We start from the raw sequence: 20,679 nt of genomic DNA on the forward strand, positions 1-20,679 counted from the left end.
CCCCAGTTTCGGCGGCTGCGACGGATGGATGCGACAGATGAATTTCGAATATAGTGATGAACAGACCATGCTGCGTGAGACGCTCGCGGCATTCCTTCACAACGAATTCCCCTTCGAAAAGCGGCGCGAGACCGTCAGGACGACCGCCGGCTTTTCGCCGGATATCTGGCGCGCATTCGCCACCGAGCTTGGTTTGCTGGCAGCGCCCTTTGCCGAAGCCATTGGCGGCTTCGGGGCGGGCGCGGCTGGCAATATGATCGTCATGGAGGAACTGGGTAAAGCCCTGTCGGTCGAGCCTTGGCTGGAATCCATCGTCATGGCCGAACCGCTGCTGACAGGCGCGGGCAACGAGACTCTTCAGGCGGTTATGGCGGGAGAACGGATCGTCATTCCCGCCATCGACTGGCCAGTCTCCGCGTCGGGCGGCAAAGGCTCAATCGCCGCGCAGGTCAACGAAGGGGGCTTTATCCTGTCAGGCCACGTCCCGCTGGTGCGCCAAGCCGCCAGGGCGACGCATTTTATCCTTGTCGCGGATCTGGGCGGCGCCTCGGGCCTTGGGCTGTTCCTCGTCCCGGCCAATCTGCCCGGCATCGAACGTGAGGACGCGCGACTGGTGGACGGAGGGCGCTGCGCCGACATTGCTTTTGACGCCGTCGTCGTTCCGGCCGACGCATTGATCGCGCAGGGCGGCGATGCGGCCGACAGGCTGGCCGCTGCGTTCGATGCGGGCCTCGCCGTGCTCTGCGCCGAGGCGCTGGGTATTCAGCGCAAGTTGCTGGAATGGACGGTGGACTATTCCAAACAGCGCAAACAGTTCGGCAAGGCGATCGGCGAATTTCAGGCGCTTCAGCATCGCATGGCGGAAATGTTCATCAAGGTCGAGGAAAGCGCGTCCATGACGGTCATGGCGGCCGCCAGCCTTTCCGGCGCAGCCGACGACCGGGCGAGGTCGGTCGCGGCGGCGAAGGTCCTGATCGACCAGTCCGCCCGTTTCGTGGGCGAGGCCGCCGTGCAGATTCATGGCGGCATGGGCATGACCAAGGAATTGCCGGTCGCCGATTATTTCACCCGTCTGGTCGCCATCGCGCATCAGTTGGGTTCCACGGAATTTCATTTCCAGCGCTATGAAGCGGCGTCGTTCGGTGCAGCGGCCCATGCCCAGCACGCTGGCTGAGTTCCTGCGCAGTGACGACGCACCGCGTGACGATCCCGCCTTACGCCGGATCGCGAAAGCCGCCGTCGCACGATTTTACACCGCGATCGGGCGGCGCGACATGGATGCGCTGCGGGAGGCGCTGACGCCCGACGCTGTGTATGAATTTCCCTTTTCCGAAAGCGGGTCGAGCGATCCCGCTGAATGCCGGCGCTTCACAGGAGCGGATGCGATCATTGCATTCTGGCGCGATACGCTCTCGCGCGACATGCGCTTTGGCGCATTAGAGGATGTCGATCTGTCGATCCTGGCGGACGGAAGCCGGTTGTTCATCGAACAGCGCGGCGACATCACAATGGTCGACGGCACAGCATACCGAAACCGCTACATCTTCCGCTACGATATCCGCGACGGGCGGATCGCGCATGTCCGCGAATATATCAACCCGGTCATCTCCGCCCGCGCCTTCGGACGCCCCCTAGGCCCGGCGACATGCTGTAAACAGGAACAGGACCATGCAGAATAATCCCGTGATCGTCGATATCGTGCGGTCTCCGATGGGGCGCGGCAAGGCTGGCGGATCGCTGAGCCAGCTCCATCCGGTCGATTTACTGTCGCAAACGATCGCCGGACTTCTGGCGCGCAATTCGTCGCTGGATCCCGCGCTTGTCGACGATGTCGTCGTCGGCTGCGTGAGCCAGGCAGGCGAACAGGGCTTTCCGCCCGGCCGCTCTGCCTGGTTGGCCGCCGGACTGCCTGTCCATGTCCCTTCCACCACGGTCGACCGGCGTTGCGGGTCGAGCCAGCAGGCGCTGCATTTTGCGGTGCAGGCCATCGCCTCGGGCGATTATCAGATCGCGCTGGCGGGCGGCATCGAATCGATGAGCCGCGTGCCGATGGGCAGTGCCCGGCTGGGGCAAGACGTATTCGGAAAAGGCTATCGCGCGCGCTACCCTGTGGATGTCGGACAGGGCGTGGCGGCCGAACTGGTCGCCGCACGCTGGCAGATCAGCCGGGAGGAGATGGACGCCTGCGCCGTCCGTTCGCATGACCTGGCCGACGCCCGGCGGCGCGACGGCTCACTGGCGCGCGAAATCGTGCCGATCGTGACCCCTGAAGGCACGGTCGGCGAGGACGAGACGATCCGTCCCGGCACGACCGTCGAAGGGCTGGGCCAATTGAGCACCGCGTTCAACAATGATGCGATCGCCGCCGAATTCCCGCAGATCAACTGGAGCGTGACCGCGGGCAATTCATCGCAAATAACCGACGGGGCGGCGATGACATTGGTCATGGCCGAAGCGGCGGCGGCGCGACTGGGATTGACGCCGCGCGCCCGCATCGTCGCGCTGGACGTCATCGCCGACGATCCGCTGCTGATGCTGACGGCTCCTATCCCCGCGACCCGGCGCGTGCTGCGCAAGGCCGGGCTGACGGCGGACGCCATCGACCATTTCGAGGTGAACGAGGCTTTCGCTTCGGTGCCACTGGCCTGGCAGCGGGAAATGCAGATCGATCCCGCGCGTCTCAATCCGCGCGGCGGGGCGATCGCATTGGGGCACCCGCTGGGCGCTTCGGGCACGCGCCTGCTCGCCTCGCTGCTGAACGGGCTGGAAGAAACCGGAGGACGGTTCGGCTTGCAGACCATGTGCGAGGCGGGCGGACAGGCGAACGCCACGATCATCGAACGACTGTGAGGATACGATAGAATGAACATCAGTGGATTTTCGGCGGTCGTGACCGGCGGCGCATCGGGCCTGGGCCGGGCGACGGTGGAGCGGCTGGCCGGTCAGGGTGCCAGCGTCGTCATCGCCGATCTGGAAAGCTCGGCGGGCGCTGCGGTGGCCAGCGAAATCGGCGGCGGCACGCGGTTCGTGTCCGCCAATGTCACCGATTCGGTGCAGATGGCGGCGGCGTTCGATGCTGCGGTGCAGATCGCGCCGCTGCGCGCCGTCATCAACTGCGCTGGCCGTGGCGGCACGGTGCGCGTCGTCGAGCGGAGCGGCGATCCCGGCTCGCTTGACCTGTTCGAGGAGATCGTGCGCGTGAACCTGATCGGCTCATTCAACGTGCTCAGCCAAGGCGCGGCCCGCATGGCGAAGAATGAACCGATCGACGGCGACCGGGGCGTCGTGGTCCTCACATCCTCCGTCGCGGCGTTCGAAGGGCAGATCGGTCAAATCCCCTATGCCTCGGCAAAGGCCGGGATCGTCGGCATGACGCTGGTCGCCGCGCGCGATCTGGCGCGGCATTGCATCCGGGTCTGCACGATCGCGCCGGGCACCTTCGATACGCCGATCCTGTCACGCTTCGGGCCGGACGTGCTGGATGCGCTGGGCAAAGCGGTCCCCCACCCTGCTCGTCTCGGGCGACCGTCGGAATTTGCGATGATGGTCGGGCAGATCATCGAAAATCCCATGCTCAACGGAGAGACGATCCGCCTGGACGGCGCCATTCGCATGCCGCCGCGATAATGCAGAAGGCGCAACGGGCTGCATCATTACTGATGCAATCAACAGGACCCGAATAGTCGATTGGACTTGATAAACAGCCGGTCCGCGCCCCTAGAACAGAGCTGCCAGAAGCTGAGCGGCATCTTCACGGAGCATTTGTGTCTAAAATGGAATATAAGCCGGTCCGCAGCGTACTGTACATGCCAGCCTCCAACGCCAAGGCGATCGCCAAGGCGCGCAGCCTGGATTGCGACGCCATCATCCTCGACCTTGAAGATGCGGTCGCGCCGGATGAAAAGGCCGATGCTCGCACCCGCGCGCTGGAAGCTGTCGCAGAAGGTGGCTTTGGCCACCGCGAAGTCGTGGTGCGCGTCAACGGCCTGGACACGCCATGGGGCCGCGCGGATATGGACGCCATCGCCGCATCCTCCGTCGCCCCCGATGCCGTGCTGGCCCCCAAGATTTCAACCGCTGGCGACGTCCGCGCCTATGACGCCCTGATGGCATCGCTCCACTCCCGCACCCGGCTATGGATCATGATCGAAACTGCCCGGTCGATCTTCAACCTGCCCACCATCGCCGACAGCGCGCGGGAGACGCGCCTTGCCGCTTTCGTCATGGGCACCAACGATCTGTGCAAGGAAACCAACGCCCGGCTGGTCGCCGGCCGCGCCGCACTGGCGCCGCAGCTGTGCCTGGCGGTGACAGCCGCGAAGATGGCGGGCCTGACGATCGTCGACGGGGTCTATAATGATTTGCAGAATGCGCCGGGGCTGGAGGCGGAATGCTGGCAGGCGCTGGAATTCGGGTTCGACGGCAAGACGCTGATCCACCCCGGCCAGATCGACACCGCGAACAGCGTCTTTTCCCCGACAGAGGCCGAGATCGGCTTCGCGACGGCGGTGATCGAGGCTTTTGAAAAGCCCGAGAATGCGAGTTCCGGCGTGTTGAAGGTGGACGGCAAGATGGTGGAGCTGCTGCATCTGGAACAATGCCGCCGGCTCATGGCCATCGCCCGGTCGCTGGTTCGATAAGCCGCGGCGCAAGGCGCGCAAACTATTACAGGAGAGCAGTCATGAAGATCGGCATGATCGGCGTCGGCAAGATCGGCGGCATATTGGCAGGAAGATATGCGGCTGCCGGCCACGATGTGATTCTTTCCAACTCGCGCGGTGCGGAGAGCCTGACCGATCTGGCGTCGCAAGTGGGGGGCCGGGCCGGATCGACCGCGCAGGCGGTGGATGGAGCGGATGTGGTGTTCGTTTCCATCCCGCAGAAGAGCATAGCAGCGCTGCCCGCCGACCTGTTCGCCAGAGCCGGTGACGACCTCGTGATCGTGGATACCGGCAACTATATGCCTCACCGCGATCCGCCGATCGAGGCAATCGAGGCTGGGGAAATCGAAAGCCTGTGGGTATCGCGCCAACTCGGGCGTCCGGTCGTCAAGGCCTATAACAGCATCATCGCCGAAAGCCTGCGCGACGAAAGCAGGGCTTCGGGCACGCCCGGACGCATTGCCCTGCCCGTGGCGGGCGACGATCCCCGCGCCAAGCGGATCGTGATGAATCTGGTCGATCTGTCGGGGTTCGACCCGTTCGATGCCGGCCCGCTGGCGGAATCGTGGCGGCAGCAGCCGGGCACCGCTGCCTATTGCACCGATCTGACACTGGCGGAGCTGCCCTGCGCCTTGGCAGCGGCGAACCGCGCGGCCGCTCCGGCGATCCGCGACGCGTTTACCAGGGAACTGCTGGAGGGCTGGGAAAGCGCTGGACCGGGTGACCGGGTAAAGATCATCCGCAGCTATCAGGCCAGCAACAGCGACGGCCCGGCCTGAAGCCAGGCGGCCTGAAGCGAGCATCGAAGGAACCCCAAAATGGATACGCGCCAGCCAACCGGTTTCGCGAGCGGCATGACCGAAGAGCGGCTCATGATACAGCAGCTTGCTCGAGATTTTACCCGCAACGAAGTGCGTCCGCTGGCAGATCGACTGGATCCCGAAAAGGCAGATTTCCCGCTCACGCTGATCGACCGTATGGGTGAGCTCGGCTTCTTCGGCATTCTCATCCCGGAGGAGCTGGGCGGACTCGGACTTGGCGCCTATGAATATTGCCTCGTCACCGAAGAACTGGCCAAGGGCTGGATGAGCGTCGCCAGCCTGCCCGCGCGTGGCAACGCCTTTTATCGCGGCGTCAGCGGAGCAAGTGAAGAAAAGAGCCGGAAAATAGCTGCGATGGCGCAGGGCCGCTATCTGGGAGCCGCTGCCTTGTCCGAACCTGGCACAGGATCGGATCTCTCTGGCGTATCGTGCCGCGCCCGCCGTGAGGGCGACGAATGGATCATTACTGGCAACAAATATTGGTGCACTTTTGCTGACGGCGCGGATTTCATCCGTGTACTCTGCCGTATCGAGGATGGACAGGGCCTCAAAGCAGGCACCATCAGTCTGAACGTAGACAAGCCGCGTGGCGAATTGCCCCAGGGCGTCAGCGGTTCGCCGATCCCGAAGATCGGCTATTTCGGGTGGAAGACCTGGGAACTATATTTTGATGGCGTGCGCGTGCCCGCCGATCCGGAAGCGGACGATACGGGGCGCGCGTTTCAGAACACCGCTCACGCTCTTGAACTGGCGCGTGCGCAGACCGGCGCCAGATCAATCGGCCTGGCGCAAGCGGCGCTGGACCATGCCGTCGGCTATGCGCACGAACGTGTGCAGTTCGGGCAGCCGATTTCGGATTTTCAGGCGATCCGCTTCAAAATCGCGATGATGGCCACCAAAATCGAGGCCGCCCGCCAGCTACTGTACCATGTCTGCGAAGAAATCGACGCTGGGCGGCCTGCGAAGGTAAAAACCTCCATGATCAAATATCTGGCCGCCGAAATGGCCGAAGAAGTCACGAGCGAAGCACTGCAAATCGTGGGCGGCGCGGCTTACACCACGCTCCATCCTATCGAACGCTTCTGGCGCGATGCTCGACTGACGAAGATCTTTGAAGGCACGTCGGAAATCCAGCTTCGCATCATTTCGGACGCGATGCTCGGTAAGCCGGTCGGCAAGAAAGAGGGCTGAGTGTCAGTACGGCGGCCGGCGCTGCGCCCGCCGCCGTACTGACACTCAGCCGGTAAAGCTGCCGCCGGATTCAGCCTTTTCCACCAGCAAGCGGGCCGGTTCGAAACGAGGACCATAGTCCCGCGCAAGCTGGTGCATTCCGGCCACGATCCGGGGCAGGCCCACCTGATCCGCCCAGAACATAGGCCCTCCGGTATAGAGAGGCCAAGCGTAGCCCAATATGCAGGCGACATCGATATCCGAAGCGCGCGAGGCGATGCCGTCCTCAAGGATGCGCGCGCCTTCATTGACCACCGGGTAGAGAAGCCGGGCTATGATCTCATCATCGCTCAGCGGCGGGCGTTGCGCGATACCACGCTCGGCGGCGACGTCCGCAATGATGCCGGCGACCAGTGGCGAAGGCGAGGATTTGCGGTTTTCGTCATAATCGTAAAAGCCTGCGTTCGCCTTTTGGCCGCGCCGTCCGATATCCAGCAAGTCCTGCTTGACGGTACGAAACGGTTCCTTGCGGTTGATGACGTCGAGACCAACCAGATCCAGCGTCGCGAACGGCCCCATCGGAAAGCCGAAATCATGCACGGCCTTGTCCACCGCTGCGGGCGCGGTGCCCTCCAATATCAGCGCGTCGGCCTGTTCGCGGCGCGGAGTCATGATCCGGTTTGCAATGAAGCCGTCGCAAACGCCGCTGACGACCGGCATCTTGCCGATCCGGCTTGCGATTTTCAGCGCCGTCGCCAGCACCTGATCGGATGTCCTGGCCCCGCGCACGATTTCCAACAGCTTCATGACATTGGCGGGCGAGAAAAAGTGCAAGCCAACCACCGCTTCGGGACGGCTGGTCGCCGCCGCGATCTGATCGAGGTCGAGGAAGGAGGTATTGCTGGCCAGGATAGCCCCCGGCTTGGCGATCCTGTCCAGCTTGCCGAAAATCTCCTGCTTGACGTCCATCCGCTCGAAAACCGCCTCGATCACAAGATCGACGTCAGAAAGCTCTGCAATGTCGAGCGAAGGGGTGATGAGCGCCATGCACTTTTCCACCTCCGCATCGGTAAGGCGGCCGCGCTTGGCGCTATTCTCGTAATTTTTGCGGATGATGCCGATGCCACGGTCCAGCGCCTCGCGCGACGTTTCCACGAGCGTCACCGGAATGCCGGCGCTCAGGAAATTCATGGTGATGCCGCCGCCCATGGTGCCGGCGCCGATCACGCCTACGCGCGCGATCGGCAATGGCGCGTAATCCTTGGACAGACCCGGCACCTTGCCGCCCTGCCGTTCGGCGAAGAAATAATAGCGCTGCGCCGCGCTTTGCGTGGAATCGCGCAGTTCCTCGAACAACTGCCGCTCCCGCGCCATGCCTTCGTCGAAGGTAAGGGCGACGGCAGCTTCCACGGCCTTGATGATATTTTCGGGCGCGATGAAGCCGCGTGCGGTCTTTGCAGCCTTGGCCCGCGCGGCGGCGAAGATTTCGGGCTTGTCCTTGAATGGATCGATCTGGTCGCGACGATCCCGGATCTTCACCAGCGGCCGGTTTTCCGCCAGCACCGACCGAGCAAATTCCAGAGCGCCGTCCAGCAGCGCACCTTCGGGGATGATCTTGTCCAGCACGCCAAGCTGCATTGCTTTGTCCGCACCGATCGAGCGGCCCGAAAGCATCAGGTCCAGGGCCAGTTCCGGCCCGATAATACGGGGCAGGCGCTGGGTGCCGCCAGCGCCCGGCAGCAGGCCCAGCGTGACTTCGGGCAGGCCGATCCGCGCGCTCGGCACGGCGACACGATAATTGCAGACGAGCGCGAATTCACAGCCTCCGCCGAGCGCCGATCCATGGATCGCGGCGATCACCGGCTTGCCTGCATCTTCAACGCCGGCAAACACCGTGCCCAGCAGCGGCGCTTCCGGTTCCTTGCCGAATTCGGCGATGTCCGCGCCGGCGAAGAAAGTCCGCCCCGCGCAGATCACCACGATCGCCTTGACCGCATCGTCCGCCTTGAACTGATCGAACGCGGCGTGAAGCCCGCGCCGCACCGCGATGCCGAATGCGTTCACCGGCGGCGCATCGACCGTGATGATGCCGATGTCGTCGCGCTTTTCCTGAAACACCACGTCGTTCATAAAGACTCCTCAAATTGCTTGTGCTGCGGCCATGGCAGCAAGCGGCCGATGGCGAGCGGATCAGGTCAGCGTCCTGCCCCCGTCGGCGATGATCGTCTGGCCCACGATGTAGCTCGACATCGGCGAGGCCAGGAACAAGGCGATCGATGCGATCTCGGCCGGGCTGGCGAGGCGGCCCAGCGGGATTCCTTTCAGCCGTTCGGCCAGACGTTCGGGATTGCCGGTGGTCACCGTAATCATCTTGGTTTCCACCAGCCCCGGCGCGATGCCATTCACGCGGATGCCATCGCGCGCCCATGCCGCGCCCAGCACATGGGTCAGGTGGATAAGACCTGCCTTGGACGCGGAATAGGCCGGGTTGGCGATCGTCGCGCGGACCCCGCCCACCGAGCTGATCGTCACGATGTTGCCGGAACTGGCGGCCAGCAGCGGCTTCAACCGCACGGCGCAGTCCATCATGGAATTGAGATTGATGTCGACAATGTGGCGGAATGTCTCCGGCTCGAATTCCTGCCGGCGGTAGGCGACCGATCCTTGCGACAGGACCAGAACGTCGAGGCGCTCCACATCGGGCTGCCAGGCGGCTACCGAATCCGCATCCCCAACAATCAGTTGCGAATAGGCAAGTCCTTCAAAGCTGTCGGCTTCATCGAGGCCATAGTCCGCGGCGGACGCGCGTGTGCCCGTGACCAGCACATCGGCGCCCGCGTCGCGAAAGGCGCGGGCGGTTGCGTTACCGATGCCGCTGGAGCCGCCGACGACGATCACCTGCTTTCCGGCGAAGTTCACACCGTTCATATCCACTTCCATTCATTTCGATATCGCAATAATTTCGGGCCGAGGCGCGCCCTTGCATCGATCCTGTCAGGCGGGGTTTTGCAGCTTATAGATCCTGGCCGCAGTGCCGTGGAACAGGGCCGCACGCTCATCCGCGCTGTAGCGGCTCGCCAGAATGCGATGCGCATTCCACAGGACGCCGTAGGAAATGCCCAGGCGATCGCGCGGAAAGTTGCTGGTGAACATGCAGCGTTCAGGCCCGAACAGGTCGATGGTGGGGATATAATGATCCTCCATCGCGTCGGCCGCCTGCTGCGAGGTCGGCGGCGTCGGATGATCGTCAAACGCGCGCCCCGAAAAGCCCATCAACAGGCCCGAAACCTTGACATAGACATTGGGATAGCGCGCGAGATCGGTCATCATCGCCAGCCAGTTCTGATAGGTTTCCTGCGCCTTGTCCTTGAAGCGCCCGGTGTAGATCGGGATGCCGACATGGTTGAGGATGATGGGCAGATCGGGCACCTTTTCCGCCAGCGCCGCGACATAGGGAATCTGGGGATGGAACACGGCCGCGTCCCATGTCAGCTTGTGGTCCACCAGCCGCTTCGCGCCCGCGACGAAGGCCGGGTCGGCGAGCAGATCGACCGCCGCTTCATAGGGCAAGGCGATGTCGGGATCGCTCATGGTCCACGATCGCACGCCGCGAAGCCGCCCCTTCGCCGCCTCCCGGTGCGCCGCGAGCACATCGTCGAGCCGGTCGCCCAAAGTGAGATCGGCCGCACAGATGATACCTTCGGACAGGCGCGGACCGGCCGGATCGCGCCGCAGCGACTCTTCGCCGACCTGCGTTGCCGCCCGCGTTTCCGCCACGGCCTGCAATTCGGGCGGGGCGTCGGCATCGACGAAGGTCTTGTACGCCTCGCAATGGACGGTGGACACGACCTGATGGCCTGAATCCGCGATTTCCTTGAGAAACTCGTCGGTCATGAAGCCGCCCATGGTCGCGCGGCGAACCGGATCATCATAAAGATGGCAATGCGGATCGATGATCGGCAGATCCGGGTTGATGGGCGCTTCCTGCACGAGACTAAGCCACTCCGGCTTATACTGGGCCATCTTCAAACTCCTTTTCCCGTTGCGGCAATGAACCGCTTATCGGCATCTCTTACCGGCGATGACTGCTACGCCGCTGAAGTCGTGGCAAGCGCGCGTCTGAAGCTATTACAAGTGCATTGAACCTGCTTCTGCCGATGCATTTCCTTCGAAAAACCGGAGTGCCCCAGCCCCGAACGCGGCCATATTATGGATGAAATGTGCATCGCGTCCGGACGAATGAAGATTGCCAACCGGCCCACCATCAACGATCACCGGGCGATGATCGCGTGATCGCCATGGCGGCCACGCGTCCAATGAAACGCCGGCATCCAATGCCGGGATCAGCTTGAGATCAGGGGAAGCGATGTTCCGGCACCTACATTTCATCGGGCAGGAGAGCGAGCCGGATAGCGGTCGTTTCATCGACAAATTCTCGCCCTCGTCGGGACAGAAGATCGGTGAGGTCGCTGCCGGATCGGCTGGGGATATCGACCGCGCCGTGCAGCATGCCGCGCAGGCATTTCCAGCGTGGCGCAACCAGCATCCAATGGCGCGCGGCCGTATCCTGCAGGCGATCGCCACGAAATTGCGGGAGCATATCACCCGCTTCGCCGACATTGAGGGTCTCGAAACCGGCAAGCCGGCCTGGCAGTCACCGATCGAGATCGAGGTCGTAGCCAAATATTTCGAATTCTATGCCGGGCTGGTCAGCATCGGCCATGGCGAGATCATCAATCTAGGCCCGGCCTATCATTCCTATACGTTACGCGAGCCATTCGGCGCCGTCGGCGTCATCGTGCCGTGGAATGCCCCGTTGCAGCAGGCCGCCCGCGCCATCGCGCCGGCCCTTGCCGCCGGCAATGTTGTTGTCGCCAAGCCGTCGGAAGAAACCCCCGGATCGCTGACCATGCTTGCACGCCTGGCCGTGGAGGAATGCGGACTGCCCCCCGGCGTGCTGAATGTCGTGCAGGGCGTGGGAAAAGACGCCGGGGCGGCGCTCGTCAGCCATAAGCTGATACGCAAGGTGGCCTTTACCGGCAGCGTGCGCGCCGGGATCGAAATCGGCCGGATTGCGGCGGAGCGCATCATCCCGCTCACACTGGAACTGGGCGGCAAATCGGCCAACATCGTGTTCGCCAATGCTGACATAGACATCGCCGTGGCGGGGGCGGTCAGAGCCTTCAGTGTGAATGCGGGCCAGGTTTGTCTCGCCGGCACGAGGCTGCTTGTCGAAGAGTCGATCCACGACGCCTTTGTCGCGCGACTGGTCGCGGCCGTCGAGGCACTGAAGGTCGGGCCACAGCCGGATGCCTATGTCGGCGCGATCACCACCGCCGCACAATTTGAAAAGGTCCGGTCCTACATCGCCGTGGGCGTCGAGGAAGGCGCGACGCTGGCCGCCGGTGGCCAGGTGCTGGGGGCGGAAGAAAGCCAGGGCGGCTGGTATGTCCGGCCCGCCATATTCACCAACGCCCGTCCCGATATGAGGATCGCGACCGAGGAAATCTTCGGCCCGGTCCTTACCGTGCTCCCCTTCAAGGATGAAGCAGATGCAGTTCGCATCGCTAATGACAGCGATTACGGCCTTGCCGCCGGAATCTGGACCCGTGACCTTGGCTGTGCGCATCGCGTTGCGTCGCAACTGGAAGCGGGGCAAATCTACATCAATGAATATATGGCAGGCGGCGTCGAAACGCCGTTGGGGGGCTATAAGCAGAGTGGATATGGCCGCGAAAAAGGCGTTGAGGCGCTGCACCATTACACCCAGCTTAAATGCATCACGATCAAACTCTGACCAGCCCCGCATCCTGAACGGGAAATGCCGATGTCCAATGCAATTTTAGAAAAAGCCGTGCTGTGGAAGAAGGGCAATCTCTACGAAGATTTCTTCGTGGGGCAGCGGTTCGACCATCATTGGGGACGCACGATATCGGAGAGCGACAATGCGCTTTTCAGCACCATCACGCTGTGCTTCGTCCCGCTTTATTTCAACCGCGCCTATGCGAGACAGCAAGGCCATCCCGATATCGTGCTCAATCCACAGCTGATCTTCAACGTCGCGCTGGGCTTGTCCGTCGAGGATTGCAGCGAGGCGGGCGGGCCTTTTCTGGGGGTCTATGACCTGCGCTATCACCGCCCGGCCTATCCCGGAGTCACGCTGACGGCGAGCAGCACCACGGTCGAAGCGCGGATTTCGGGCAGCAATCCTAGCGTCGGCATCGTCACCTGGGAAACCGAGGGCCGCGACGAGGACGGCAATCTGCTCGTCAGCTTCCGCCGCTCCAATCAGGTTCGCCGCCGGGAAGGAACCGATCAATGAACGCTGACACATCCCTGACCGGCAGCAACAATTATTTCGAGGATTTCGAAGTGGGCGCCGTCATCCGCCATGCGCGGGGCAAGACGATCTCCAACCTTGAAAATGTGCTCATCACCAACCTCGTCATGAACAGCGCGGATGCGCATTTCAACGAGGACAAGATGTCGCGGACCCGGTTCGGGCAGGTCGTGTCCTATGGCGGCGTGAATTTCTCGATCGTCCTGGGGCTGGCGGCGCAGGATTGCTGCGAAAACGCCATCGCGGAACTGGGGCTGGACAATATCCGCCTGAGCAAGTCGGTCTTCCACGGCGACACGCTGTATGCCTATACCGAGGTGCTGGAAAAGTCTGATGCAGACCGCCCGGATGCGGGCGTCATCCTGTACCGCCACTATGGCGTGAACCAGAAGCAGGAGATCGTCGCCCAGGTCGATCGCAAGGTCCTGCTGAAGCGACGCCCCTGATCGAACGGCGCGACCGGCGCTGATCGGGACCAGCGCCGAAAGCATCGTTACCGCGTCAATCGACCGGGATGGTGATGACGTGCGGGATTTCGAATGAGGCGATATAGTCGGATATTGTGTTGGCCGCTATCCGGTCGGGACTGTTCAGATAATCGAGATTCTGATTGACGAAGTCGTCATCGCGGCTGACGGCCCAGATGAAGCGTTTGCCGGGAATATCGGCTACGGCGAACTCGACCTTGAACCCGGCAGCCCGGCGGAGTTTGACGATCTTTCTCCAGCGGCTCAGGAAATGCGGCCAGCCGCCGGTCTTGACCTCATACACCTTGAGTTCGACGGTCGGCCCGGCCTTGAGTTGCTCAAGCGATGGGAAATGGCTGCTCATATATACCTCGGCGATTTGAAGATGTTAGGGCAGATGCAGATCAGACCGGCAGTTCTTCGGGCGACGCCGCGAGAACATCGTAGCGCGAACCGGCCCATAGGCACATGGGAATCTTGGGATATTTGCCCAGGTAGAAGCGGTTGGCCAGATCGAAATCCTTGTCATATCTATGAATCCAGATCAGGCGATTATTGGCGAGGTCAGCACAAGCGTAGATGATTTTGAAGCCTTCCGGCTTATAATCGGCAAATGCTTCCTGAAAGGCGGCGATGGCTTCCTCCATGCGGCCCGGCTGAACATGGTTGATATTGACCTCGATCTTCGATCCGTCGTCGATCAGGCCCAGGGCGGCGGGGTCAAAGTCCATGGTCATCCATCCTCTCAAGCGGTCACGCGACAGGGCCGCGCGCGCGTCATTGTTCAGCGCGCAGACTGCACATCGCCCGTTTCACAATCAACTCGATCGGTGGCGGGCACGGATTTCATTGCATATGCAACGGCCCATCAGATTGCAGTCGAAGCGCTCAGAATTTCGAGGCTTCGTTCCACCATGATGGGCACGGAGCGGACGAGGTCGGCCCACATGGGATCATGTTTCTTGCCGCGCCGATGCAGCATTTCGTTGAACAGCGCGATCACCGCGAAGCGATAGCCCGCCATCGCGCGGTGCCACAGGATCGTGCCTCCGTCGATGGCGCGCCCGGCGGCGTGCCGGTAAATATCGGTGATTTCCGACGGGGACAGCACCCAGCGTTCCGCGCGATAGCGATGGTCCGGCAGCACGGCGTCGGGGTCGGCATAGAAGGCCAGCGCGCCCAGATCGAGCAGCGTCGAACCCAGAAACGCGATCTCCCAATCCAGCACGGCGCGCACATCGTCGGGGCCGAAAATCATATTGCCGAAATGCATGTCGCCATGGACGCAGCCGGCATGGAACCCGTCCGGAATGCTGGCGATCAGCCGTTCGCGGAGCAGCGCGATCCGGCCGGCCCGGTTTCCATCGATCGTCGGCCGGTCGAACAGCCGAAGCAGGCGGTCGAACTCGGCGGCCGGCGCCTGGACCGGCCCCCAGACTTCGGTGAGACCAGCGGCAGGGACCTTGTGGAGCTGCGCCATCACCTCAACGCCCCGGCGCGCCAATGCAGCATGGGCGGGCGTCTGATCGGCGGCACGCGCGGGAATGGCGCTCCCCGTGACAAAGCCGGCGATGAAATAGGGACGCCCCAGCAGCGAGTCATGGCCGCCGAACGAGAGGATCGGCGGAACCGGGACGCCGGTGCCGGCGAGTGATTGCATGATCCGCGCCTGACGAATGACATCGGACGGCCCGGTGGATGGCGCATCGGCCGCGATGGTGCGGACGATCAGCTTTTGTTGCGCCGCGCCGTCATCGGCGATGAAGCTGAAACCGACCCCGGCATGGCCGGGAAGCGGTTGGACCTCATCCACGGTAACGGAACGACCTGCCTCGCCGCTTAGCAACGCAGCGAGCAGCGCATCCATCGACAAGTCCGGGCGCGCGACCTCGGAAGACGGCTCCGTCACTGCGCCTCGACACCTTCCAGAGCTTGCGCGAACTTGGCCTGCGCCGCCGCCTGTCTTTCGGACAGCATATAGTCGGGAAACGGCCCCTTTGCGGGCTTCGCATCCCTGAGCAGTTCGCGGGCGGTCGTCACCTTGTGCACCTCGGTCGGCCCATCGGCGAGGGCCATTTGGTAAGAGGTCATAATCATGCTGGTGAACGGCATCTGGTCGCTCAGGCCCAGGGACCCATGAATCTGGAGCGCGCGCGAGGCGATGTCGTGCAACACCTGCGGCATCAGGAACTTCACCGCCGACACATTTTTGCGCAGGTCCTTCCAGCTATGGCCGTTGTCCGCCAGCCACGCCGTTTCCAGCACGAGCAGGCGGAACTGCCGAAGCTGCGCCCAGGATTCGGCGATCTGCGCCTGCACCAGCTGTTTATTGCCCAGCAATTCACCCTTGGTGCTGCGCGACACGGCGCGTTCGCACATCTTGTCCAGCGCGCTTTGCGCCAGGGCGATGGTGCGCATCGCATGATGCATGCGCCCGCCACCCAGTCGCTGCTGAGCGACGATGAAGCCGTCGCCCCGCTTGCCGAGCAGGCTGTCGGCGGGCACCCGCACATTCGTCCACTGCATATGGGCGTGGGTCGGGATATGGCCGTAAAAACCATAGTCGCGGATCACCTCGATCCCCGGCGCATCGGCCGGGACAATGAACATGGACGTGCGCCGATGGGGGCGTTCATCGGGGTCGGTCACAGCCATGATGAGGAAGAAACTGGCAACCGATGCGCTGCTGGCGAACCATTTCTGGCCGTTGAGCACCCATTCGTCGCCATCCTGAACGGCGGTCGTTTCGATCATCGTCGGGTCGGCCCCGCCCTGCGGCTCGGTCACGGCGAAGCAGGACACGACCTCGTTCGCGAGCAGCGGTTCTAGATAGCGCTTCTTCTGTTCGGGAGTGCCATATTCGGCCAGCACATCGGCATTGCCACTATCGGGCGCCTGCGCGCCAAAGACGATCGGGCCAAAGCGCGAGCGGCCGACCAGCTCGTTGATCAGCGCCAGTTTGAGCTGGCCATAGCCCTTGCCCCCCATGTCCGGCCCCAGATGGCAGGCCCAGAAGCCCCGCTCCTGCACGCGCTTTTGCAGCGGGCGCACCAGCTTTGCGAAACGGGGATCGTGAATATTATGCTGCGCGCCCAGGATAAGGTCGAGCGGCTCGACTTCCTCACGAACGAACTGGTCGATCCAGTCGAGTTCCTTCTGAAACTCCGGATCGGTTGCGAAATTCCAACTCACTGACATCCTCCAGACGCTTGTAGAACGGCCACTCCTGCGCCCCCAAAGCTGGGCTTTTACGTGACGCCGTGCCGGGGCGAAGCCAAGAGAATTTGCGTCGCCCCCGTCGGCTATCACAATTGCAATGGCTGCCCCGTGCGGATGCGCCCGGCAAGTGACCCTGGACATTGCAATCGTAATGAAATCGCTGCCGCTTGCATTCTTCATTGCCTCCCGGCCAATTCCGCCAAAGATGCACAGGGCTGGACCTGCTTCGGGCCATGAGAAGTTCGAGGGTGTTCGAGCGTGAAATCACGTAACTAATGGGATGGGGATGACAGGATTGACGGACAACGCAGCCCCATTCGGCGCCTTATCGGGCATGAAGATCATCGACCTGACGCAGATGCTCGCCGGTCCTTTCGGCACGATGCTGCTGGCAGATCACGGCGCCACGGTCATCAAGGTCGAGCCGCCGGCAGGCGACCTCACGCGACCGAGCGGCCCTTTCCGCGACGATGATACCCAGCGCGTGCTCGGCGGGTACTTCCAGAGCGTGGATCGCAACAAGTATAGCGTCTGCCTCGACCTCAAGACCCCGCGCGGCCGCGAAGCCTTCAAGCTGCTGGTGCGCGATTGTGATGCGGTCGTGGAGAATTTCCGCGCCGGGGTGATGGAGCGGCTGGGCCTGAGCTACGAGGTGCTGCGCGATATCAACCCCCGGCTGGTCTATGGCGCGCTGCGCGGATTCGGCGATGCACGCACAGGCGCGTCGCCCTATCTGGACTGGCCGGCGTTCGATGTGGTGGCCCAGGCCATGGGCGGCATCATGGCGATCACCGGGCCGGACCCGGCGACGCCGACCAAGGTGGGACCCGGCGTCGGCGACATCATCCCCGGCATGATGCTGGGTTTTGGTGTGCTGGCCGCCATCTATCGCGCAAAGATCACCGGGGTGGGGCAATTTGTCGATGTCGCCATGACCGATGCGGTGCTCGCCGTGTGCGAACGCACGATATGGCAGTATTCGGTGCAGGGGCTGGTGCCGGGACCGGAAGGCAATCATCATCCCTTCCTCTGCCCATTCGGCATGTTTCCGGCGAAGGATGGTTTCGTTACCATCGCCGCACAACAGGATATATTCTTCCCGATCCTATGCCGGCAACTGGACGCAGCGGAATTGAGCAGCGACCCCCGTTTTTGCAGTCGCGACGGCAGGAAGATTCATCGACTGGCCCTGATCGAATGCGTCAGCGCCCGTACCCGCACGTTCACGAAAGCGGAATTGGTGGAACGCCTGGGTGGGAAAATACCCTTTGGGCCGGTGATGGACATTGGCGATGTCCGCGATGACGAACATTTCAGGGTGCGCGAAATGCTGGTCGATGTCGACAACCCAGGGACCGGGCCGGTGACGATCGCCGGTGTGCCGATCAAGATGACAGAAACACCCGGCCGGGTGGCTCGCCGGGGGCCGATCCTGGGCGAACATACGCGCGAGATACTGCTCGATGCAGGGCTGTCCGAGACAGATGTCGACGCGATCATGGTCGAGAGTGTTCCGGCCAAATTTTGATTTTGCGGCACGCCGCGGCAGGTCCCTTCGATTCAGGAGAAGAGCAATGACGACAAAGACGGACGATATCACGCAGGAGCTTTATGACCTTGTTCAGAAAAACAAGATCACCGAAAATCTGATGAAATACTGCCGCGGACAGGATCGCAAGGAACTGGAACTGGTGAAGTCGACCTACTGGCCCGACGCGACGGACAATCATGGCAGCTTCGTCGGGAACGGCCATGATTTTTGTGAAATGGCTTATGAAGGTCAGAAAAAGTCAGGCCATTCCGCCATTCATCACTGTTCTAACGTGCTGATCGAGCTGCTTGGAAATCAGGCCAAGTGCGAATCCGCATTCCTCTATGTGATGATCCACCCCACCCGGAACGTCACGCAATTCCTGGCGGGACGGTATAAAGACCTGTGCGAACAGCGGGACGGCGAATGGAAGGTCCTGCGCCGCACCTGCATATTCGACTGGGCTAATGAGCTTGAAGGCGCGCAGGACTTCACGGGAATCTTCAATTTCCCGACGGAAACGGTGATCGGCAGGACCTATCCCAACGATCCCATATACGCGGAATGGTGACAAGCCGTGCCTCCGGTTCCTGCCGTCAGCCGAATCCCAGGCACTGTCCATTCCCTATTTGTCTAAACGGAGATATTCATGGCAAGCTCCAACGGTTACGGGATTATCCGAAATCCGGATCAGTTTTTCATTGGCGGCCAATGGGTAAGACCCTCCACTAAGGCGAAACTGGACGTGATCGCGCCTGCCACGGAAACCGTTTTCCTCAGCGTTGCCGAGGCGATGGAAGTCGATGTCGATCGGGCGGTGGCCGCCGCGCGGGACGCGTTCGACAGTGGCCCCTGGCCCCGGCTGAGCCATGCCGAACGCGCCGGCTATCTGCGCGCCCTCAGCGCGAAGCTCAGCGAGCGGGCCGAAGACATTGCGCAGGCCTGGCCCAATGAAATGGGCGTGACGTTAGCGGTAGCGCGGGACACCGCCGCGTTCCTGCCTTCCATCTATGACTATTATGCCGATCTTGCCGACACATTCCCGTTCATCGAGCATCACGCCGCCAATGACGGCGGTGTCGGCCTGCTGGTACGCGAACCTGTCGGCGTGGTCGGGATCATCATCCCCTGGAACGCCGCGCCGTTCCTTCTCTCCTACAAACTGGCACCGGCACTGCTGGCGGGCTGCACCGTCGTCATCAAGCCCTCCCCCGAAGCGCCCGTCGCCGCCTACGTCATCGCGGAGATCGCGGAGGCGATCGGATTGCCGCCTGGCGTCATCAACGTGGTCACCGCTGATCGGCGCGCCGCCGAAGCCCTGGTCCGCAACCCTGGCATCGACAAGGTCAGCTTTACAGGCTCGAGCGTCGTCGGGCGGCATATCGCTTCGATATGCGGTGACCGCCTCGCCCGCTATACCCTGGAGCTGGGCGGCAAATCGCCGGCCCTGGTGCTCGACGATTATGACATCGAGACCGCGGCGGAGAGAATTTCTCAATCGACCCGGGTGATGACCGGGCAGGTCTGCGCCGCCCTCACACGGGTCATCATAGAGGAGAGCCGGCACGATGACTTCGTCGAGGCGCTGAGCGCTTCCTTCCAGAAAATTCGAGTTGGCGATCCCTATGATCCACAGACGGACATGGGTCCGCTGGCCATGGCTCGTCAACGCGACCGGGTTGAGGATTATATCGCAAAGGGCAAGGAAGAGGGCGCGCAACTCGCGACAGGTGGGCGCCGACCGGCTCATCTCAACCGCGGCTTCTACATCGAGCCGACAATATTTGGCAGGGTCGACAACAATTCCACCATCGCGCGTGAAGAGATTTTTGGGCCGGTCATCTGCGTCATACCGGCACGCGGAGAGGAGGAGATGATCCGGATCGCGAACGACAGCGTCTTTGGTCTCAACGCTTCGGTCTTCACCGAAGACAGCGCACGGGCTTATGCCGTTAGCAGAAAACTGCTCTCGGGCGGCGTGGGGCATAATGGCTTCCGCGCGGATCCGACAATCGGCTTCGGTGGATTCAAGCAGTCGGGAATTGGCCGCGAGGGCGGAATCGACGGATTGCGGCCTTATCTCGAAAGCAAAGCAGTGCTGCTCGATCGGGACCCTGGGTCATTGGACCAAAGATAATTCCATCATAATGAGCGTATTGAATGATCGGAAATGACTCCGCGGTGGAGCGACGCTCCCATCCATTCGTGGTCTTGACCTCAAGTCTCGCGCCCCTCACCTTCAAAGCTCAGTATGTCCAGGCCATCTTGGTGTCGATCTGAACCGAGGTCCATTTGAACCGCACCGGGTTTTTCGGAGGCCATTTGGTTAAGTTACGCAGTCATGGAAACGTCGTCCAGCATGGCGTAATATCGCTGCTCGGCTTCGGCAGGCTGTTGATTGCCGCTGAGAAGTGGCCCGGGGAGGCCAGTAATTTCCACTGAGAAGTGACCCATGTTTGAACACGTCCCT

The 20,679-nt window shown here is 62.3% G+C and carries 20 protein-coding genes; 13 read left to right on the forward strand and 7 right to left on the reverse strand.

Annotated elements, in window-relative coordinates; translation table 11 throughout:
- Positions 1-37 precede the first annotated feature (37 nt).
- The 7 genes from ACODSN_RS07600 (at position 38) to ACODSN_RS07630 (ending at position 6,673) form a co-directional block, all read left to right on the forward strand.
- The gene (locus tag ACODSN_RS07600; protein ID WP_489054345.1) at positions 38-1,174 is read left to right on the forward strand and encodes an acyl-CoA dehydrogenase family protein; all 1,137 of its coding nucleotides are present in this window, start codon (positions 38-40) and stop codon (positions 1,172-1,174) included.
- Positions 1,155-1,679: a nuclear transport factor 2 family protein gene (locus ACODSN_RS07605; RefSeq protein WP_489054347.1), complete on the forward strand. Its 525-nt coding sequence runs from the start codon at positions 1,155-1,157 to the stop codon at positions 1,677-1,679. Before ACODSN_RS07600 ends, ACODSN_RS07605 begins: the two co-directional genes overlap by 20 nt.
- Entirely contained in the window at positions 1,669-2,850 is a 1,182-nt protein-coding gene (locus tag ACODSN_RS07610) for a thiolase family protein (protein WP_489054348.1), read from the forward strand. Before ACODSN_RS07605 ends, ACODSN_RS07610 begins: the two co-directional genes overlap by 11 nt.
- Positions 2,851-2,862: 12 nt before the next feature.
- Positions 2,863-3,627, forward strand: coding sequence for an SDR family NAD(P)-dependent oxidoreductase (locus ACODSN_RS07615; protein ID WP_489054350.1), 765 nt, complete (start codon positions 2,863-2,865; stop codon positions 3,625-3,627).
- A gap of 146 nt (positions 3,628-3,773) precedes the next feature.
- On the forward strand, positions 3,774-4,640 hold the full coding sequence (locus ACODSN_RS07620) for an HpcH/HpaI aldolase/citrate lyase family protein (protein WP_489054386.1): 867 nt from the start codon (positions 3,774-3,776) through the stop codon (positions 4,638-4,640).
- Positions 4,598-5,440 (forward strand): NADPH-dependent F420 reductase, encoded by an 843-nt coding sequence (locus ACODSN_RS07625; RefSeq protein WP_489054352.1) that lies wholly within the window; start codon positions 4,598-4,600, stop codon positions 5,438-5,440. The genes ACODSN_RS07620 and ACODSN_RS07625 overlap by 43 nt, the downstream gene beginning before the upstream one ends.
- 75 nt (positions 5,441-5,515) lie before the next feature.
- Positions 5,516-6,673: an acyl-CoA dehydrogenase family protein gene (locus ACODSN_RS07630; RefSeq protein WP_489054353.1), complete on the forward strand. Its 1,158-nt coding sequence runs from the start codon at positions 5,516-5,518 to the stop codon at positions 6,671-6,673.
- Positions 6,674-6,718: 45 nt separating this feature from the next.
- Here the strand turns inward: ACODSN_RS07630 and ACODSN_RS07635 are convergent, their stop codons facing one another.
- From ACODSN_RS07635 to ACODSN_RS07645, 3 genes are all read right to left on the reverse strand, one after another.
- The gene (locus tag ACODSN_RS07635) at positions 6,719-8,782 is read right to left on the reverse strand and encodes a 3-hydroxyacyl-CoA dehydrogenase NAD-binding domain-containing protein (protein ID WP_489054355.1); all 2,064 of its coding nucleotides are present in this window, start codon (positions 8,780-8,782) and stop codon (positions 6,719-6,721) included.
- Positions 8,783-8,842: 60 nt separating this feature from the next.
- Complete coding sequence (locus ACODSN_RS07640) at positions 8,843-9,580, reverse strand: SDR family NAD(P)-dependent oxidoreductase (protein WP_489054356.1); 738 nt, start codon at positions 9,578-9,580, stop codon at positions 8,843-8,845.
- A gap of 66 nt (positions 9,581-9,646) precedes the next feature.
- Positions 9,647-10,675, reverse strand: coding sequence for an amidohydrolase family protein (locus ACODSN_RS07645; protein ID WP_489054358.1), 1,029 nt, complete (start codon positions 10,673-10,675; stop codon positions 9,647-9,649).
- A 343-nt stretch (positions 10,676-11,018) separates the two neighbouring features.
- Here ACODSN_RS07645 and ACODSN_RS07650 point away from each other — a divergent pair, with 343 nt between their 5' ends.
- Genes ACODSN_RS07650 through ACODSN_RS07660 form a run of 3 tightly spaced genes read left to right on the forward strand, consistent with a single transcriptional unit; the run spans position 11,019 to position 13,438 of the window.
- The gene (locus tag ACODSN_RS07650; RefSeq protein ID WP_489054359.1) at positions 11,019-12,449 is read left to right on the forward strand and encodes an aldehyde dehydrogenase family protein; all 1,431 of its coding nucleotides are present in this window, start codon (positions 11,019-11,021) and stop codon (positions 12,447-12,449) included.
- 30 nt (positions 12,450-12,479) lie between these two features.
- On the forward strand, positions 12,480-12,974 hold the full coding sequence (locus ACODSN_RS07655; RefSeq protein ID WP_489054360.1) for a MaoC family dehydratase: 495 nt from the start codon (positions 12,480-12,482) through the stop codon (positions 12,972-12,974).
- Positions 12,971-13,438, forward strand: a complete 468-nt coding sequence (locus ACODSN_RS07660; RefSeq protein ID WP_489054361.1) for a MaoC family dehydratase — start codon at positions 12,971-12,973, stop codon at positions 13,436-13,438. The genes ACODSN_RS07655 and ACODSN_RS07660 overlap by 4 nt, the downstream gene beginning before the upstream one ends.
- 55 nt (positions 13,439-13,493) lie before the next feature.
- Here ACODSN_RS07660 and ACODSN_RS07665 read toward each other — a convergent pair whose 3' ends face one another.
- From ACODSN_RS07665 to ACODSN_RS07680, 4 genes are all read right to left on the reverse strand, one after another.
- Positions 13,494-13,823 carry a hypothetical protein gene (locus ACODSN_RS07665; protein ID WP_489054363.1) on the reverse strand — a complete coding sequence of 110 codons (330 nt, stop codon included), beginning with the start codon at positions 13,821-13,823 and terminating at the stop codon, positions 13,494-13,496.
- 40 nt (positions 13,824-13,863) lie between these two features.
- Complete coding sequence (locus ACODSN_RS07670) at positions 13,864-14,196, reverse strand: hypothetical protein (protein WP_489054365.1); 333 nt, start codon at positions 14,194-14,196, stop codon at positions 13,864-13,866.
- A 131-nt stretch (positions 14,197-14,327) separates the two neighbouring features.
- Positions 14,328-15,326: a phosphotransferase family protein gene (locus ACODSN_RS07675; protein WP_489054366.1), complete on the reverse strand. Its 999-nt coding sequence runs from the start codon at positions 15,324-15,326 to the stop codon at positions 14,328-14,330.
- A gap of 38 nt (positions 15,327-15,364) precedes the next feature.
- Complete coding sequence (locus ACODSN_RS07680; protein ID WP_489054368.1) at positions 15,365-16,651, reverse strand: acyl-CoA dehydrogenase family protein; 1,287 nt, start codon at positions 16,649-16,651, stop codon at positions 15,365-15,367.
- Positions 16,652-16,964: 313 nt separating this feature from the next.
- Here ACODSN_RS07680 and ACODSN_RS07685 point away from each other — a divergent pair, with 313 nt between their 5' ends.
- From ACODSN_RS07685 to ACODSN_RS07695, 3 genes are all read left to right on the forward strand, one after another.
- Positions 16,965-18,206, forward strand: a complete 1,242-nt coding sequence (locus ACODSN_RS07685) for a CaiB/BaiF CoA transferase family protein (protein WP_489054370.1) — start codon at positions 16,965-16,967, stop codon at positions 18,204-18,206.
- A gap of 46 nt (positions 18,207-18,252) precedes the next feature.
- Entirely contained in the window at positions 18,253-18,780 is a 528-nt protein-coding gene (locus ACODSN_RS07690) for a nuclear transport factor 2 family protein (RefSeq protein WP_489054371.1), read from the forward strand.
- 78 nt (positions 18,781-18,858) lie between these two features.
- On the forward strand, positions 18,859-20,346 hold the full coding sequence (locus tag ACODSN_RS07695) for an aldehyde dehydrogenase (protein WP_489054372.1): 1,488 nt from the start codon (positions 18,859-18,861) through the stop codon (positions 20,344-20,346).
- Positions 20,347-20,679: the final 333 nt, after the last annotated feature.

The sequence above is a fragment of the Sphingobium sp. FG11 genome (genome assembly GCF_057809915.1).